15 protein-coding genes are annotated in these 15,185 nt (G+C 41.8%); 5 read left to right on the top strand and 10 right to left on the bottom strand.

Annotated elements, in window-relative coordinates; translation table 11 throughout:
* Positions 1–47 precede the first annotated feature (47 nt).
* From miaA to cutA, 9 genes are all read right to left on the bottom strand, one after another.
* A complete protein-coding gene (miaA, locus tag CWC16_RS02995; RefSeq protein ID WP_138540454.1) occupies positions 48–965 on the bottom strand; it encodes a tRNA (adenosine(37)-N6)-dimethylallyltransferase MiaA in 918 nt (305 codons plus the stop codon).
* Between the two features lie 10 nt (positions 966–975).
* Positions 976–2,838 carry a DNA mismatch repair endonuclease MutL gene (mutL, locus tag CWC16_RS03000; RefSeq protein WP_138540443.1) on the bottom strand — a complete coding sequence of 621 codons (1,863 nt, stop codon included), beginning with the start codon at positions 2,836–2,838 and terminating at the stop codon, positions 976–978.
* Between the two features lie 34 nt (positions 2,839–2,872).
* Positions 2,873–4,216, bottom strand: a complete 1,344-nt coding sequence (locus CWC16_RS03005) for an N-acetylmuramoyl-L-alanine amidase (RefSeq protein WP_138540444.1) — start codon at positions 4,214–4,216, stop codon at positions 2,873–2,875.
* 63 nt (positions 4,217–4,279) lie between these two features.
* A complete protein-coding gene (gene tsaE, locus CWC16_RS03010) occupies positions 4,280–4,759 on the bottom strand; it encodes a tRNA (adenosine(37)-N6)-threonylcarbamoyltransferase complex ATPase subunit type 1 TsaE (RefSeq protein ID WP_138540445.1) in 480 nt (159 codons plus the stop codon).
* 125 nt (positions 4,760–4,884) lie between these two features.
* A complete protein-coding gene (gene accC / locus CWC16_RS03015; RefSeq protein ID WP_055014657.1) occupies positions 4,885–6,225 on the bottom strand; it encodes an acetyl-CoA carboxylase biotin carboxylase subunit in 1,341 nt (446 codons plus the stop codon).
* A gap of 25 nt (positions 6,226–6,250) precedes the next feature.
* Complete coding sequence (gene accB / locus CWC16_RS03020; protein ID WP_055014656.1) at positions 6,251–6,718, bottom strand: acetyl-CoA carboxylase biotin carboxyl carrier protein; 468 nt, start codon at positions 6,716–6,718, stop codon at positions 6,251–6,253.
* Between the two features lie 32 nt (positions 6,719–6,750).
* Complete coding sequence (gene aroQ, locus CWC16_RS03025; RefSeq protein WP_024031479.1) at positions 6,751–7,203, bottom strand: type II 3-dehydroquinate dehydratase; 453 nt, start codon at positions 7,201–7,203, stop codon at positions 6,751–6,753.
* 228 nt (positions 7,204–7,431) lie between these two features.
* Positions 7,432–9,246, bottom strand: a complete 1,815-nt coding sequence (locus CWC16_RS03030) for a protein-disulfide reductase DsbD (protein WP_138540446.1) — start codon at positions 9,244–9,246, stop codon at positions 7,432–7,434.
* Positions 9,246–9,566, bottom strand: a complete 321-nt coding sequence (gene cutA / locus CWC16_RS03035; protein WP_055017952.1) for a divalent-cation tolerance protein CutA — start codon at positions 9,564–9,566, stop codon at positions 9,246–9,248. The genes CWC16_RS03030 and cutA overlap by 1 nt, the downstream gene beginning before the upstream one ends.
* 188 nt (positions 9,567–9,754) lie before the next feature.
* Here cutA and CWC16_RS03040 point away from each other — a divergent pair, with 188 nt between their 5' ends.
* The 5 genes from CWC16_RS03040 to CWC16_RS03060 all read left to right on the top strand — a co-directional run bounded on the left by CWC16_RS03040 (position 9,755) and on the right by CWC16_RS03060 (position 13,334).
* A complete protein-coding gene (locus tag CWC16_RS03040; RefSeq protein WP_138540447.1) occupies positions 9,755–10,231 on the top strand; it encodes an FxsA family protein in 477 nt (158 codons plus the stop codon).
* Positions 10,232–10,340: 109 nt separating this feature from the next.
* The gene (locus CWC16_RS03045; RefSeq protein WP_004587676.1) at positions 10,341–10,628 is read left to right on the top strand and encodes a co-chaperone GroES; all 288 of its coding nucleotides are present in this window, start codon (positions 10,341–10,343) and stop codon (positions 10,626–10,628) included.
* Between the two features lie 48 nt (positions 10,629–10,676).
* Entirely contained in the window at positions 10,677–12,326 is a 1,650-nt protein-coding gene (groL, locus tag CWC16_RS03050; protein WP_055014652.1) for a chaperonin GroEL, read from the top strand.
* Positions 12,327–12,462: 136 nt separating this feature from the next.
* Positions 12,463–12,729, top strand: coding sequence for a hypothetical protein (locus CWC16_RS03055; RefSeq protein WP_138540448.1), 267 nt, complete (start codon positions 12,463–12,465; stop codon positions 12,727–12,729).
* A 212-nt stretch (positions 12,730–12,941) separates the two neighbouring features.
* Positions 12,942–13,334 carry a VOC family protein gene (locus tag CWC16_RS03060; protein WP_138540449.1) on the top strand — a complete coding sequence of 131 codons (393 nt, stop codon included), beginning with the start codon at positions 12,942–12,944 and terminating at the stop codon, positions 13,332–13,334.
* A gap of 4 nt (positions 13,335–13,338) precedes the next feature.
* On the opposite strand, the gene CWC16_RS03065 is transcribed toward CWC16_RS03060, so the two are convergent.
* Complete coding sequence (locus CWC16_RS03065) at positions 13,339–14,811, bottom strand: NAD(P)H-hydrate dehydratase (protein ID WP_138540450.1); 1,473 nt, start codon at positions 14,809–14,811, stop codon at positions 13,339–13,341.
* Positions 14,812–15,185 lie beyond the last annotated feature (374 nt).

The following is a 15,185-nucleotide window of genomic DNA, read 5'->3' on the forward strand; positions in this document are numbered from 1 at the left end:
TAATTTAAGTAGCTGAACTTATTTAATTAAATAATTAGCAACTACTACTAGCTTAGCGAACTTACTACGCGTTGCAAGTTTTCTTCATCGCCTGTTGTTAACCACGTAACATCAGGCCAACTCCGTAACCACGTTAGCTGGCGTTTTGCCAATTGACGCGTTGCAGCAATGCCGCGAAAAACCATCTCATCATGGTCTACTTCACCCGCAAGGTAATCCCACATTTGTCTATAACCTACACAACGAATAGAAGGCATATTGGGGTGTAAATCCTTACGTAGATATAGGGTCGAAACTTCTTTTTCAAACCCCTGCTCTATCATTATTTTAAACCTTTTTTCAATTCGCTGATGCAATTCACTGCGATCATCAGGCGCAATCGCAAATTGATGAAAAGTATAAGGTAACGCTGGCTGCTTTTGCTTTTGCAATTCCGTCATTGTTTTACCACTAATACGGTAAACTTCCAAAGCTCGATTTATTCTTTGTGAATCATTTTCACTTATTTTGTCGGCCGCTTGCGGATCAACTTTAGCAAGCTCTTGATGTAAGTGTGGCCAGCCAAATTGTTTTGCTTGCGCTTCAAGCTCTGCTCTTACTATTGGGCAAGCCTCTGGCAGTGGCGATAATCCATCAATTAAAGATTTAAAATACATCATGGTGCCGCCCACCAATATAGGTACTTTACCTTGTTGATGAAATTCATCAATTTTTTTTATCGCATCACGTCTAAAATCAGCAACTGAATAAGTTTCACTCGGGTCGAGCAAATCTATTAGGTGATGCGGAGCACGCGCAAGTTCCTCTGCATCGGGCTTTGCCGTACCTATGTCCATACCTTTATACACTAACGCTGAATCAACGCTGATTATTTCCGTATTTAAGTGCTCACACAGTGAAATTGCCAATGCTGTTTTACCAGCTGCGGTTGGGCCCATTAAAAATATGACCGGTAAATTGCTCAACACGGGTACCTTAATTTAATTGCGTTAAATAGTGTTCTAGATCTATTTTAACTGCTTTTTCTTTTAAACGTTCAATTGTTTGCGGATTATTTTGTAAGCTAATTTGTAATTCAATAAACGCATTACTTTCATAAAAGCGTTCTGGTACGCAACTAAGTTGCCATGACAGCCATGCTTGTAAGTCCTCTAGCTGCGCTTTACATGCGCCAAGTAGACTTTCAATTGCAGCAGAAACATCGAGTAAATATAAACAAGTCGGTAGCTTTTTAACCATCACAAACTGTTTTTCAATAACTAACTCAAAACCCAATAAAGTAAACCACGACTGTTGCTGAGCGATTAGTTCGCAGTCAGCTTTTTCAAGGTTAACCCTTACTGGTAATAGCAAGGCTTTGCCCTCTAAATTACCCAGCTCTTTTATTTGGCCATGCCAATAATCTACAAGTGCATGCTTATAGTGCGCGCAAAATAATTGTCGCTGCTGAGTAAATACACACACACCTTTATTTACATTTAATACCTGCACACTTTTAAATGTGTGTGTAGCGCTCTCATCAGTTAACAGCTGCGAGGGTATACTATGATTAAAATGTGCTGCTTGTTGTTCACTTACCCCTTGATAAAATGCATTGACATCGTGATAACTTGAAGCGCTTTGTTTAGGCTGAGAAGCCCTCCCTGCACTGGCTCCGCCTGAGCCCATAAGATTAGAGGAAGGACGACTAGAAAAGCCACTGCTTTGTGAATCTATTGGCTGCAACGGTGACTTAGGGTAATCATACCCTTGCTGAACTGTCTGGTTATTAGCTACATGACTTGGCTGCTCAATAAACGCTGAGGATTGGTAATCGTCTGTGGGCGCTTGATTAGTTGCAAATTCACCTTGTAAAGGCACAACTACTTGCTTAATCGCCTGCAATATAAAATCGTGCACTAACCGGCCTTGATGAAAACGCACCTCGTGCTTAGCGGGATGAACATTTACATCTACCTGTCGTGGGTCAATATCAATATAAATAACAAAACCTGGAAGCTCTTGCGCGCCACTTACTTCTTCAAACGCCTGACGAATAGCGTGTAAAATTAGCTTATCGCGCATCATGCGGTTATTTACATAGGTATATTGCGTGGTATTTGCTGACCCCACCGGCAATACCCAACCATGCAGCTGTAAACCACTTTCACCAGATTGAATATGTAATCCTTGCTCGGCAAACGCTTTACCTACAACTTGCGCAACCCGAGTAATAGCTTGATCAGGATCGGTTTTAGCACGGTACTGCCTAACCACCTTTTGGTTATGCGTCAGTGTAATCGACACATCAAAACGACTCAGTGCAATACGTTTTATCAGCTCATCTATGTGGCTAAATTCGGTTTTTTCGGTGCGTAAAAACTTGCGCCTTGCTGGGGTGTTAAAAAATAAATCTTTAACTTCTATTGTTGTGCCATCTGGGTGAGCTACGGGCTTTACTTGCACATCCATATCGCGGCCCTGTGCAAACGCTTGCCATGCGGCATCTTGTGCTTTGGGCTTTGAGCAAAGCGTTAAACGCGATACCGAACTAATAGATGCAAGCGCTTCACCTCTAAAACCTAAAGAGCAAATGTTTTCTAAATCATCAAGCGATTTAAGTTTACTTGTTGCATGGCGTGAAAGCGCTAGCGTTAACTCATCTTTACCAATACCTGAGCCATTATCACGAATACGAATAAGCTTGTGACCACCACGCTCTATATCTATTTGCACACGCGTAGCGCCGGCATCTAAGCTATTTTCTACCAGTTCTTTAACCACTGAAGCCGGGCGTTCAACCACTTCACCTGCCGCTATTTGGTTAGCGAGTCGTGCAGGTAATATTTCAATACTCATAAGGCCCCTAATACATGTACAGGTTTAATAAGCATCAACTCTGCGGTATGTCCAGCTCTTGACCTATGAACAAGGTGTTTGAGCGTAGTTGATTAACTTGTTTTAATTTGGCTACCGATACGCCATAGCGACTCGCTAATAAGCTTAGCGATTCACCTGGGCGAACTTTATGCTTTGTTGGATACTGCGATTTAAGCTTTGCAAATAACGAATCATCAGGTGGGTTTTTTAAGTAATAATTTTTTATAGACGTAAACATGGCTTTTGCTAAGCGTTCTTGGTGGTTAGCGCTTTTTAACATACGCTCTTCACGGGGGTTAGAAATAAACCCTGTTTCTACCAAAATAGATGGAATATCTGGCGACTTTAATACAGCAAGACTTGCATGTTGTGGATCTTTTTTATGTAATTTAGCTACTTTTTTTAGCTCTTTGACCACTTCTTCGGCCACACTAAGCCCTGTTTTCATTGAGTGGTCCATCGACATATCAAGCAGGGCTTGCGCAAGGTATTTTTCGTTAGCGGCATCTTTAATTACATCGGCTGCACCACCTAAAAGCTCTGAGTGTTTTTCTTTATCTTCTATCCATTTACCAATCTCAGAATTAGCGCGACCCAGCGATAAAACCCATACCGAAGCACCGTTAGGCCCTGGGCTGGTAAAGGCATCGGCATGAATTGACACTAAAAAGTCGGCTTTTTTCTGGCGTGCTCGGCTGGTGCGGGTATTAAGCTTAACAAAGTAATCGCCACTTCTTACCATGCGCGAAATCATGCCACGTTCGCCGTCAATCATACGCTCTAAACGTTTAGCTATTTGCAACGTAATGGTTTTTTCATACGTGCCTGAGGGACCAATAGACCCTGGGTCTTCTCCACCGTGACCCGCATCAATTGCAATAACAATGTCTCGTTCTTGGCTTAACTGGCGCTTTTTAGCTGCTTTTTGGGCAGGTGTAGTGCTTACTGCGGGTTCACTTTTATTATACAAATCCACAACTAGCCTGTTTTTGTACGGGCCAGTAGGTGCCAATGCAAAAATAACCGGCTTAATGGGCGCAGTTAGCTCAAAAACAAAACGTACGCTTTGCTTATTTTTAGGCTTAGAGTAACGTAATTTGCTAACAATTTTATGCTTAGAAGGAATATTCGGTAATACTTTTAACCCTTTGGTGTTTTCAAGGTCTACAACTAAACGGCTTGGGTTTTTAAGCATAAAGTAGCTGAAATCGGGCTTGTCATCTAAATCAAATACCACCCGAGTGCTATCTGGTGAGGGCCACACCCGTACACTATTAATTGTATTTTGTGCCCACAGCGGCAGGCTCATAGCGAAAGCTATGAAACAAATAAAAAGTTTAACTACACCTCGATTCATTTTAACTACCATTGCCTTAACTATTTATTGTTATGAAAGTGAATACATTGATCCACTATTAATTTATTCACCAAGGTTTAGGCTATTGAGTTTTTCAACAATTGCTACTCCACGCTCACTAGCACTGTTTATTGCAATTTTACGCTCATCACCAACATAACTTAAGGTAATATCTAAATCGGGAACGGGTATAAAGTCGCCGCCTTTTTCTGGCCACTCTACAACACAAATAGCCTGCTCAGAAAAGTAATCTCTTATACCCATGTATTCAAGTTCTTCAGGATCGCCTAACCGGTACAAGTCAAAATGATACACATTAGCACGTACCAGTTCGTATGGCTCTACCAGCGTGTAAGTTGGGCTTTTTACCTTACCTGAGTGTCCAAAGCCTTGAACTACACCACGCGTAAATGTTGTTTTACCTGCACCTAAATCACCGTGTAAATAGATCACTGCACCTTGCTCTATAATTGCAGCCAGTTTGTTACCCATAGCTACTGTGGCAGTTTCATCATGTAGGTGAGCTTTAAAACTACGCGTCATGGTTACCTCAAAAATTTACTAAAAGCGCATCTTTGCTAATCATACCAGAATATTTCTTGAAGGCGATAAATTGGCGTTTTAGGCATAAAAAAACCGGCCTAAGCCGGTTTTAATTAACTGTGGCTTTATAGCCCTAGTTTTTTCTCAAGGTAGTGAATATTTGTACCACCACTTTGGAAGTTTTCGTCTGCGAGAATTTTCTTATGTAATGGCGTATTTGTCTTAATGCCATCGATAACCAATTCGTTCAACGCATTACGAGCACGGGCAATTGCTACATCACGGTTTTCACCGTAAGTAATAAGTTTACCAACCATCGAATCGTAATGTGGAGGCACTGTATAGTCAGCATAAATATGGCTATCCCAACGAATGCCTAAGCCACCTGCAGGGTGAAAACGCGTAATTTTACCAGGCGACGGGATAAACGTTTCAGGATCTTCTGCGTTTATACGACACTCAATTGCATGCCCGCGAATAACTACGTCATCTTGCGTGAAAGACAGCGGTTGCCCTGCAGCAATTTTTAGCTGCTCTTTTATTAAGTCAACACCGCTTACCATTTCTGTCACTGGGTGCTCAACTTGAATACGCGTGTTCATTTCAATAAAGTAAAATTCGCCGTTTTCGTATAAAAACTCAAACGTACCCGCACCACGGTAACCAATTTCGATACATGCACGTGTACAGCGCTCACCAATAAATTTACGCACTTCTGCCGTTATACCTGGCGCAGGCGCTTCTTCAACTACTTTTTGGTGGCGACGTTGCATAGAACAGTCACGCTCACCTAAATGAACAGCATTACCTTGTCCATCCGCAAGTACCTGAATTTCAATATGGCGAGGGTTTTCAAGGAATTTTTCCATGTAAACCATGCTATTACCAAAGAACTGTTTTGCTTCTTGTTGAGTAAGTGCGATTGAATCAATTAATTCAGCTTCGCTACGTACTACACGCATACCACGGCCACCACCGCCACCAGCGGCTTTAATAATTACCGGGTAACCAATGCGCTTTGCAATTTGCATGTTGCGTTCTTTGTCATCCGATACTGGACCGTCAGAACCAGGTACACATGGTACACCGGCTTTGCGCATTGCATTGATTGCCGATACTTTATCGCCCATAAGACGAATAGTGTCGCCTTTTGGACCAATAAATACAAAGCCGCTTTGCTCAACTTGGTCAGCAAAATCTGCATTTTCTGAAAGAAAACCATATCCTGGGTGAATAGCTACAGCGTCTGTTACTTCAGCAGCCGCAATAATACGCGGGATATCTAAGTAACTTTCAGAGGCTGGAGGTCTACCGATACAAATGGTTTCATCTGCAAGTAATACGTGCTTAAGATCGCGATCCGCCGTTGAATGCACAGCAACCGTTTTGATCCCAAGCTCTTTGCAGGCGCGCAATACGCGAAGTGCTATTTCACCTCGGTTTGCAATGACTACTTTATCTAACATAAGAGTTGGCCTTTAGGTTACTAAATTATTCAATGATGAATAGAGGTTGATCAAATTCTACTGGTTCGCCATTTTCAACTAAAATAGCTGTCACTGTACCGGCTTTATCTGACTCAATTTGGTTCATCATTTTCATTGCTTCAACGATACATAATGTATCACCTACTTTTACCTGAGAACCTACCTCTACGTATGCTGGCGCTTCTGGCGAAGCCGCTGAGTAAAATGAACCAACCATAGGTGATTTAACTTGATGGCCTGCAGGCGCTGCAGGTGTAGCATCGGCTTCAACGGCTGGCGCAGCTGGAGCTTGTGTTGGTGCAGCAGGCGCTGGAGCAGCAAATTGCTGTGGTGCGTACTGAGCGTAAGCAGGACCTGCGCTCATGTTGTTACGGTTAATACGTACTGACTCTTCACCTTCAGTGATTTCTAGCTCAGCAATGCCTGATTCTTCTACTAATTCGATTAGCTTTTTGATCTTGCGAATATCCATGAACGACCCGCCTATAAGTTTGTTAGTTTAAATTAATTCGAGTTTTGCAACCGGCTCACGGCAGCGTTCAATGCTGCGTGGTAACCCATTGCACCTAATCCACATACCACACCTTGCGCCACATCAGAAAAATACGAATGATGACGAAATGCTTCACGTGCATGCACATTACTTAAGTGCACCTCAAAAAAAGGAATATCAACGCTTAACAATGCATCACGTAAAGCGACGCTAGTGTGCGTAAATGCAGCAGGATTAATAATTATGTAATCAACTGCCTGCCAAGCATCGTGTATTCTTTCAATAAGGGCTTGCTCACTATTACTTTGAAAATGCGTAAGCTGAACATCTAGACCCTCTGCGGCAGTCGTTAGTTCGCTCATAATTTCACCAAGAGTGTGCAAACCGTATTTTTCTGGCTCACGCTTTCCTAGCATGTTTAAATTTGGACCATTTATAACTAAAAGTTTAAATTTTGCAGCCATAATACGCGATATATCCTCTAAGTAATGAGTAAAGCCGTTGCGAGCTAATTTTGTACACTAAAGTAAGTATAAAAAACAAAAATTGCAACAAATTCTCACGTTAGCCAACTATTATAGTCAGTTCGATGTAAATAGCAGCAAAATACTGGTCTAATCTCTGGAGGTGTAATAAATATGACGTAATTGGGGGCAAGCCACTTGGTAAGCCCAAGCGGCTAAATTGCACTATTATTGTGCGCTGGCGCGCACTGCAGCTAGGTGGGTGGCAAAATCATCGGCGTTTAAAAATCCTGTAACGCGCTCTGAACTTAGCTCCTGCCCTTGGGTGTTAAAAAACAAAATACTGGGTAAACCAAACACAGTAAACTCTTCCATTAGCTCAATGGTGGTGTCATCACTTTGCGTTAAATCGATTTGAATTAACTGATAGTGACTAAACTCGCTCTGTACTTTGGCATCTGGAAATGTGTAATGTTCAAACTCTTTACATGCCACACACCAATCGGCGTATAAATCAACCATCACCAGTTTGCCTTGCTGATTAGCTTCAGCAACAGCGTTTTTTAGCTCGGTTAAATTAGCCACTTGTTTAAACTCATTACTTTGCTGACTAACCTGCTCAACCTGTTGCTGCGGCCAAATAACGTTTTTAGCTAATGTAAAACCAGTAACTACTAAAAATGTAGCACTAAACCAAAGCGCTGTTTTAAGCTTGCTTTGTGGCTGCGCACTTTGCCAATAGTGTAAATAAACAGCCGTTGCCAGAGCTAAAATACCCGCCAAAAGTAAAATAATGTCCGCACTAATTATGCGCTCTAATAAAATAAGCGGCACTACAAGCATAATAAAGCCAAATAATGTTTTAACTTGCTCCATCCAACCGCCCGCTTTAGGAAGCAACTTTCCTCCAGACGTACCAAGTAATAAAAGCGGTAGGCCCATTCCTAAACTTAATACGTACAGGGTTAAACCACCGACAAGGTAGTCACCACTTTGGGCTACAAATAACAGCGCAGCTGATAACGGTGCTGTGGTACAAGGTGATGCAATTAACCCCGACAACACCCCCATTAAAAACACACCGAGGTAATTGCCGCCTTTTTGGTTATTACTAACTTGCGTTAGCTTGCTCATCATGGCGCTGGGTAACTTGATTTCATACCAGCCAAACATCGACATTGCGAGCAATACAAACAGTAAACTAAAACTAATAAGTACATAAGGGTGTTGTAAGTACCCCTGCACTTGCCCGCCTAAAGCCGCCACTACTAACCCTAATGCAGCATAAGTAAGCGCCATACCTTGTATATATACAAACGACAGCGCAAACGCTTTTTTAGTAGATAGATTTTGCTGTCCTGCAATTAAACTCGATAAAATAGGAAACATAGGGAACACACACGGTGTAAACGCAAGCCCCACCCCAACAGCAAAAAATATAAGTAAATTGGTTACTAAACTTTGACTTGCTAATCGCTCTGTAAAGCCTAAGTCTTGAGTGGGTGTGTTATTTTGGTTACGTGATGAGTCTACAGAAGGAGTTAATGCGCTTAATGTATCACCGGTATTAGCAGATGGCTTGTTACTTTGCGCTTGTTCTGAGGCAATAACGCTTAAAGGAATGCTAATCACCTCTGGCGGGTAACACAGCCCTGCTTTGGCACAGCCCTGATAACGCACCTTTACAACAGCACCCTCTGTAACATTACTGAGCTTACTTATAACACTTACACTATTGAAAAAAACTTCGGTTTTGCCAAAAAACTCGTCTTCAATTATTTCGCCAGTACCGGCGTCGCCTACCTTTATGTTGGCACCTTTGGCGATAATTTCTATTTTCTTTTTATAAAGGTAATAGTCAGGGGCTATATCCCACCCCACAAATAAAGTGCTACCTTGCTGATCAAAATCAAATACAAACGCTTGGTCTACGGGTAAAAAGGTTTGCTGTGGCGGGGCAAGTAAATCACCTAGCACATTATTGGTGTTTGCCTTTACCGGAAGCGCCAGCAAGCTAACCAATAATAAAAAGAAAAGCCGCATTAATTTAATACCTCATCCATCCAATGAAAATAAGCCAAATTACCAGTGGCCACATCAACCACCTGAATTTCGGGTACTTCGTAACTATGTAAACTTTTAATGGTTTCAAAAACATCATTCATTTTTTCTGATTTTGTTTTAATCAGTAGTTTTGCTTCTATTTCTTCGGCCACATCGCCTTCCCACATATAAACTGAGGTCATATTTGGTAAAATATTTACACACGCCGCTAATTTTTGCGCTACAAGTGCTTTTGCTAAAGTGCGCGCTTCAGCCTCATCTTTGCACGTGGTAAATATCAATTTAAATTGCGTAGTCATAATTAACCTTTACTAATTTATAGGGAACTAATGCAATAGTATCTGATAGCTAATGTAATGTGTAGGCGATGAATAATTGTAGATATTAAGCAATTATTAATCACTTTAAGCTCAACCTTGAAAATAGACCCTTTCACCCTCACTTATATTTCATTCACTCTTTTGAGTGCCATTATTTAGAGAGCCCTATGTTTAGATTTTTATTTGTGTTGTTTATTATCATTCCTATCATCGAAATTGCGCTACTAATACAGGTTAGCGATGTAATTGGTGGGTTTGCGACTATAGCCCTAGTGATTATTACGGCTATTTTGGGCGCCAGAATGGTTAAACAACAAGGTATGGGTGCATTACAAAATGCACAAAGCCAAATGGCCCAAGGGCAAATGCCAGCTAAAGAATTATTTACCGGTATTTGCGTGATCATTGCGGGTGTTTTATTACTAACCCCAGGCATTATGACCGATGTATTCGGCCTACTATTATTAACCCCTTCAATACGCAACAAACTGGCTGCAGGCCTTGCAAGTCAGGCAACGGTGCGTATGAGCACAGGTGCACAACAAGGCGCTTCAGCCTTTACACAACACCCACACTCGCAGCAAGAACAACAGCATGTAAATAAACCAACGACCATTGATGGCGAATATGAGAGAAAAGATTAAAAATTTATCGATTTTTCTCTTGGAATTTTACACTCTACCCCCATTAATGAATGCAAATTAGAAAAGCTTTTTTCTGTACTGTTCAGAAACTGTTAGGAGAACTAAAAAAATGAACATTCGTCCTTTACAAGATCGCGTAATCGTTAAGCGTCTAGAAGAAGAAACCAAGTCTGCTGGCGGTATTGTATTAACTGGCTCTGCAGCTGAAAAATCAACTCGCGGAGAAGTTATTGCTGTTGGCAATGGTCGCGTTCTAGATAACGGTGACGTTAGAGCTTTAGAAGTAAAAGCCGGTGACACTGTGTTATTTGGCTCATATGTTGAAAAAACTGAAAAGATCGAAGGTCAAGAGTACCTGATCATGCGTGAAGACAACATTTTAGGCATTGTAGGCTAACCCTACTTTTCGTTTAACAAACATTTAAGAATTTAGAGGAAATTAAAGATGGCAGCAAAAGAAGTACTTTTTGCAGGTGACGCACGCGCTAAAATGCTAACAGGCGTAAACATCCTAGCAAACGCAGTAAAAGTGACCTTAGGTCCTAAAGGCCGTAACGTAGTACTAGATAAATCATTTGGCTCTCCAGTGATCACCAAAGATGGTGTATCTGTAGCAAAAGAAATCGAACTTGAAGACAAGTTTGAAAACATGGGTGCACAAATGGTGAAAGAAGTTGCATCTAAAGCAAATGATGCAGCGGGTGACGGTACCACTACCGCAACTGTACTTGCACAATCTATTGTAAACGAAGGGCTTAAAGCGGTTGCAGCGGGTATGAACCCAATGGATCTTAAGCGCGGTATTGATAAAGCAATTATCGCTGCAGTAGAAGAGCTTAAAGCGCTATCTGTACCATGTGCTGATACTAAAGCAATTGCACAAGTAGGTACTATTTCAGCTAATTCTGACAAAGAAATTGGCGAAATCATTGCTAACGCAATGGAAAAAGTAGGCCGTAACACAGGTGTTATTACTGTTGAAGAAGGTCAATCATTAGAGAACGAACTAGATGTTGTAGAAGGCATGCAGTTTGACCGTGGTTACCTATCTCCGTACTTTATCAACAACGCTGAAAAAGGCGCAGTTGAATTAGATAACCCATTCATTCTACTTGTAGATAAAAAAGTATCTAACATTCGTGAGCTACTACCTACATTAGAAGCCGTGGCTAAAGCAAGCAAGCCACTATTAATCATTGCTGAAGACCTAGAAGGCGAAGCACTTGCAACGCTTGTAGTTAACAACATGCGTGGTATTGTTAAAGTATCAGCAGTTAAAGCCCCTGGTTTTGGCGACCGTCGCAAAGCAATGCTACAAGATATCGCCGTACTAACTGGCGGTACTGTTATCTCTGAAGAAATTGGTTTAGAGCTTGAAAAAGCAACTATCGAAGACCTAGGTACTGCTAAGCGTGTAGTAATCACTAAAGATGATACAACTATCATTGATGGTGCGGGTGAAGAAGATGGCATTAACGGCCGTGTTGCTCAAATTAAAGCACAGATTGAAGAAGCAACGTCTGACTACGATAAAGAAAAACTACAAGAGCGTATGGCTAAACTTGCCGGCGGTGTTGCAGTAATTAAAGTAGGCGCAGCGACTGAAATTGAAATGAAAGAGAAAAAAGACCGTGTTGAAGATGCATTACATGCAACTCGTGCAGCGGTTGAAGAAGGCGTAGTACCTGGTGGTGGTGTTGCTCTAGTACGTGCTGCTAGCAAGCTAGTTGAGCTACTTGGCGACAACGAAGACCAAAACCACGGTATTAAAGTTGCACTTCGTGCGATGGAAGCCCCACTTCGTCAAATCGTAACAAATGCAGGCGACGAAGCATCTGTTGTAATCAACGCAGTTAAAGGTGGTGAAGGTAACTACGGTTACAACGCAGCCTCTGGCGAATACAACGATATGCTTGAAATGGGTATCCTAGATCCAACGAAAGTAACGCGCTCTGCACTACAATTTGCAGGTTCGATTGCGGGTCTAATGATCACTACCGAAGCAATGGTTGCTGAAATCCCTAAAGAAGAAGCTGCAGCTGCCCCTGATATGGGTGGCATGGGCGGAATGGGTGGTATGGGCGGCATGATGTAATCATCCTCCTTTAAGCACCTTGCTTATATAAAACCCAGCTTCGGCTGGGTTTTTGTTTTTTAGTACAAGCCTATTGTTATTGCTTAATTTATCTCCACATCTATACCATGAGTTATTGGATTAAAGGTAAAAGGATTTGCTTAATAATAATGAAATAATCACCTTCTTTGTTTTGGTACTACTTATCTCAGGGTTAGTGGTATTTATTGCCTGGATTATGCTTAAGCTCGTTATATGGGGCAAGAGCATGTCTAAAGGAGCGTATTTATTTTTAGCGTTTTTTCCACTAATTTCTCTTATGCCTATCCCACCCCCTACTTATGAGAATGTTCAAAAGGCCAAGCAAGAGCAGCGTAAACGCAAAGAGGACTCAGGTGACGACCCTACTAATGAAGATGAGTAAACCAGTTTAGCTGCGTAAATTAAAACACTTTTTAAGGATGCTCTAAGGTTTAAAATCGAGTGAAGCCTTATATTGCTAGCCCTACATGCAAAGCCAATGTATAACGTACAGCTTCCCTTAAAATAAGCTTTGATAAACAGTTACCTATACTATTCAACCCTGTATTGATATGTGAAAATACACCGACATAAAACAACTTTAGGTTTTTAGTTATGCCAAAGCAGCATATAGGTAGTATTGCTCTTGTTGTAAAAGACTATGACGAAGCAATCGCATTTTATACAAAAAAGTTAAGCTTTGAATTAGTGGAAGATACGGATTTAGGTGATGGTAAACGCTGGGTGTTAATAACCCCACCCAACTCAAACGGCACACACATATTACTTGCACAAGCCACAGAGCCAGAGCAGTTTAACGCTGTTGGCAATCAAGCAGGTGGCCGCGTATGGCTATTTTTAAATACTGACAACTTTTGGCGCGACTACGAAAGCATGCTAGAAAATGGCGTAGTATTTCATGAGCTGCCTCGTAATGAGCCTTACGGTACGGTGGCCGTGTTTGAAGATCTTTATGGTAACAAATGGGATCTTATTCAACAGAGCTAAATACTTAGTTGGTTAACGACCTGACTATTTGAAATAAATCCGAGGGTAGCATGCCGCGCTGCCCTTGCTCTTCAGCCGCAACCTCACCAGCTCGAGCATGGAGAGTTACCCCGTATCGTGCTGCTTCGTCGATACTAAGACCTTGAGCAAGCAATGCACCGATAATACCTGTCAGTACGTCGCCACTCCCTCCCACGGCAAGTGCTGCATTGCCATTTTCACACACCCAAGTGCTTTTACCATTATCAATTAAAGATCCAGCACCTTTTAATATGCAAGTAGCGTTATACCGTTTTGCGCATAATCGCACGCTATCAAACCTATTTGACTCTATTTCAGAGGTATTTTTGCTAATGAGCCTAGCCGCCTCACCAGGATGCGGAGTAAGAACACATTGAGCCAATGTATAAGCACTTGCATTTTCAGCTAATAAATTAAGTGCATCAGCATCAAGTACAAGCGGCGTATTGTGCTCTTGGCAATAGTGCATTACTGTGCAAAACGTTTTTTTAGCCCATTTATCCTGCCCAAGTCCAGGACCAAGTACAACACAAGTTGCCCACTCTAAAGCCTGCTCAAGGTTTTCACTCATGACCATTAATTCTGGCCTACCGATACTTATTGGCATAATAGAGCTTTGGTGCGTATACACCTTCACCATCCCCGCTCCTGCTCGAAGCGCAGCTTCACTGCTTAGTCTGATTGCTCCCGCAGTACCTTGGTTGCCCCCTACGCATAATAACTTGCCATGATTGCCCTTATGGCTATTTAAAGCCCGAGAGCCCAAGCGATTAAAGCTGTCTATATTTATTAAATGAGCACAAGGTGAAGCGAGCTGACTAAAAGTATCTTCAATTGCTAATTCATCGAGAATCAACTCACCGGCATGTTGTTTACCTGTCCCTGTAGAAAGGCCTTGTTTAATCGCAATAAAAGTAAGCGTTTTTGTAGCCTGAATAGCTGCGCCTAATACTTCACCTGTATTTGCATCTATCCCTGAGGGAACATCGATACTTAAAACAGGCTTTTCGCTTTGGTTGATGGCTGTAATAATCTCACAATATTTTTCACGAACAGGTGAATTAAGGCCAGTACCCAGTAATCCATCTATTACACAGTCGCAGCAATCTAAGTCACTCTTAGTAAACTCGTTAACTATGCCACCAGATTCAAGCCATAACTGCCTCGCTTTAGCAGCGTCACCACTGAGCGTTTTATTAGGGTCTATAGCGTAAACTTTAACCTCTGAACCCGAGTCCTTAATTAAGCGCGCTGCTATGTAAGCATCACCCGCATTATTGCCATTACCTGCAATAATTAAAGTAAGCTTAGCGTTAAAAGACTGCCACTGCTTGTATACGGACTCCCCCGCTCGCTGCATTAAAGTAAATAAATCTATTCCACATTGCTTAGCCGCCTCTCCCTCATAGGAGCGAACCTGCTCTTTCGTGTAAATATGCCTTTGTTTATTTAACATAGAAACTCGCCATAAATAAGTGTGTAGATCCTCTATAACTATAGCTTGGGATAAAAGAGCACTTTTCAATAGTGGAAATACTATTCACAAAGAGGCGCTGCGCTTAAGAGACGCTCCGCTTTAGAGAAGGAAATGCTGAATATTACTTTCCTTCAGACGTAAAAAAACCCAACTATTGCTGTAAAGGCTTTCTCGTATTTGGAGCCTGGCGATGTCGTAGTGCCCACAGCGATGGAGAGACACATAGCGAAGTACTCTTAATGTTTTTTTAATGGGATTCACTGAGCACTGAGGTGGTCGTCGCGTTCTTTTACCCGTGGGTTTCCTGATACTCAACCCACGCTACAAAGTATTGGTTGACGCTGTGCAGCTGA

This window comes from Pseudoalteromonas sp. S3776, from assembly GCF_005886915.1.
Classification (GTDB): domain Bacteria; phylum Pseudomonadota; class Gammaproteobacteria; order Enterobacterales; family Alteromonadaceae; genus Pseudoalteromonas.

Excerpts from the sequence above, each read along its gene's own strand:
- mutL (WP_138540443.1), bottom strand. The coding sequence starts at position 2,838 with ATGAGTATTGAAATATTACCTGCACGACTCGCTAACCAAATAGCGGCA.
- cutA (WP_055017952.1), bottom strand. The coding sequence starts at position 9,566 with ATGACTACGCAATTTAAATTGATATTTACCACGTGCAAAGATGAGGCT.
- CWC16_RS03040 (WP_138540447.1), top strand. The coding sequence starts at position 9,755 with ATGTTTAGATTTTTATTTGTGTTGTTTATTATCATTCCTATCATCGAA.
- accC (WP_055014657.1), bottom strand. The coding sequence starts at position 6,225 with ATGTTAGATAAAGTAGTCATTGCAAACCGAGGTGAAATAGCACTTCGC.
- CWC16_RS03005 (WP_138540444.1), bottom strand. The coding sequence starts at position 4,216 with ATGAATCGAGGTGTAGTTAAACTTTTTATTTGTTTCATAGCTTTCGCT.
- CWC16_RS03030 (WP_138540446.1), bottom strand. The coding sequence starts at position 9,246 with ATGCGGCTTTTCTTTTTATTATTGGTTAGCTTGCTGGCGCTTCCGGTA.
- accB (WP_055014656.1), bottom strand. The coding sequence starts at position 6,718 with ATGGATATTCGCAAGATCAAAAAGCTAATCGAATTAGTAGAAGAATCA.
- CWC16_RS03065 (WP_138540450.1), bottom strand. The coding sequence starts at position 14,811 with ATGTTAAATAAACAAAGGCATATTTACACGAAAGAGCAGGTTCGCTCC.
- aroQ (WP_024031479.1), bottom strand. The coding sequence starts at position 7,203 with ATGGCTGCAAAATTTAAACTTTTAGTTATAAATGGTCCAAATTTAAAC.
- groL (WP_055014652.1), top strand. The coding sequence starts at position 10,677 with ATGGCAGCAAAAGAAGTACTTTTTGCAGGTGACGCACGCGCTAAAATG.
- CWC16_RS03045 (WP_004587676.1), top strand. The coding sequence starts at position 10,341 with ATGAACATTCGTCCTTTACAAGATCGCGTAATCGTTAAGCGTCTAGAA.
- tsaE (WP_138540445.1), bottom strand. The coding sequence starts at position 4,759 with ATGACGCGTAGTTTTAAAGCTCACCTACATGATGAAACTGCCACAGTA.
- CWC16_RS03060 (WP_138540449.1), top strand. The coding sequence starts at position 12,942 with ATGCCAAAGCAGCATATAGGTAGTATTGCTCTTGTTGTAAAAGACTAT.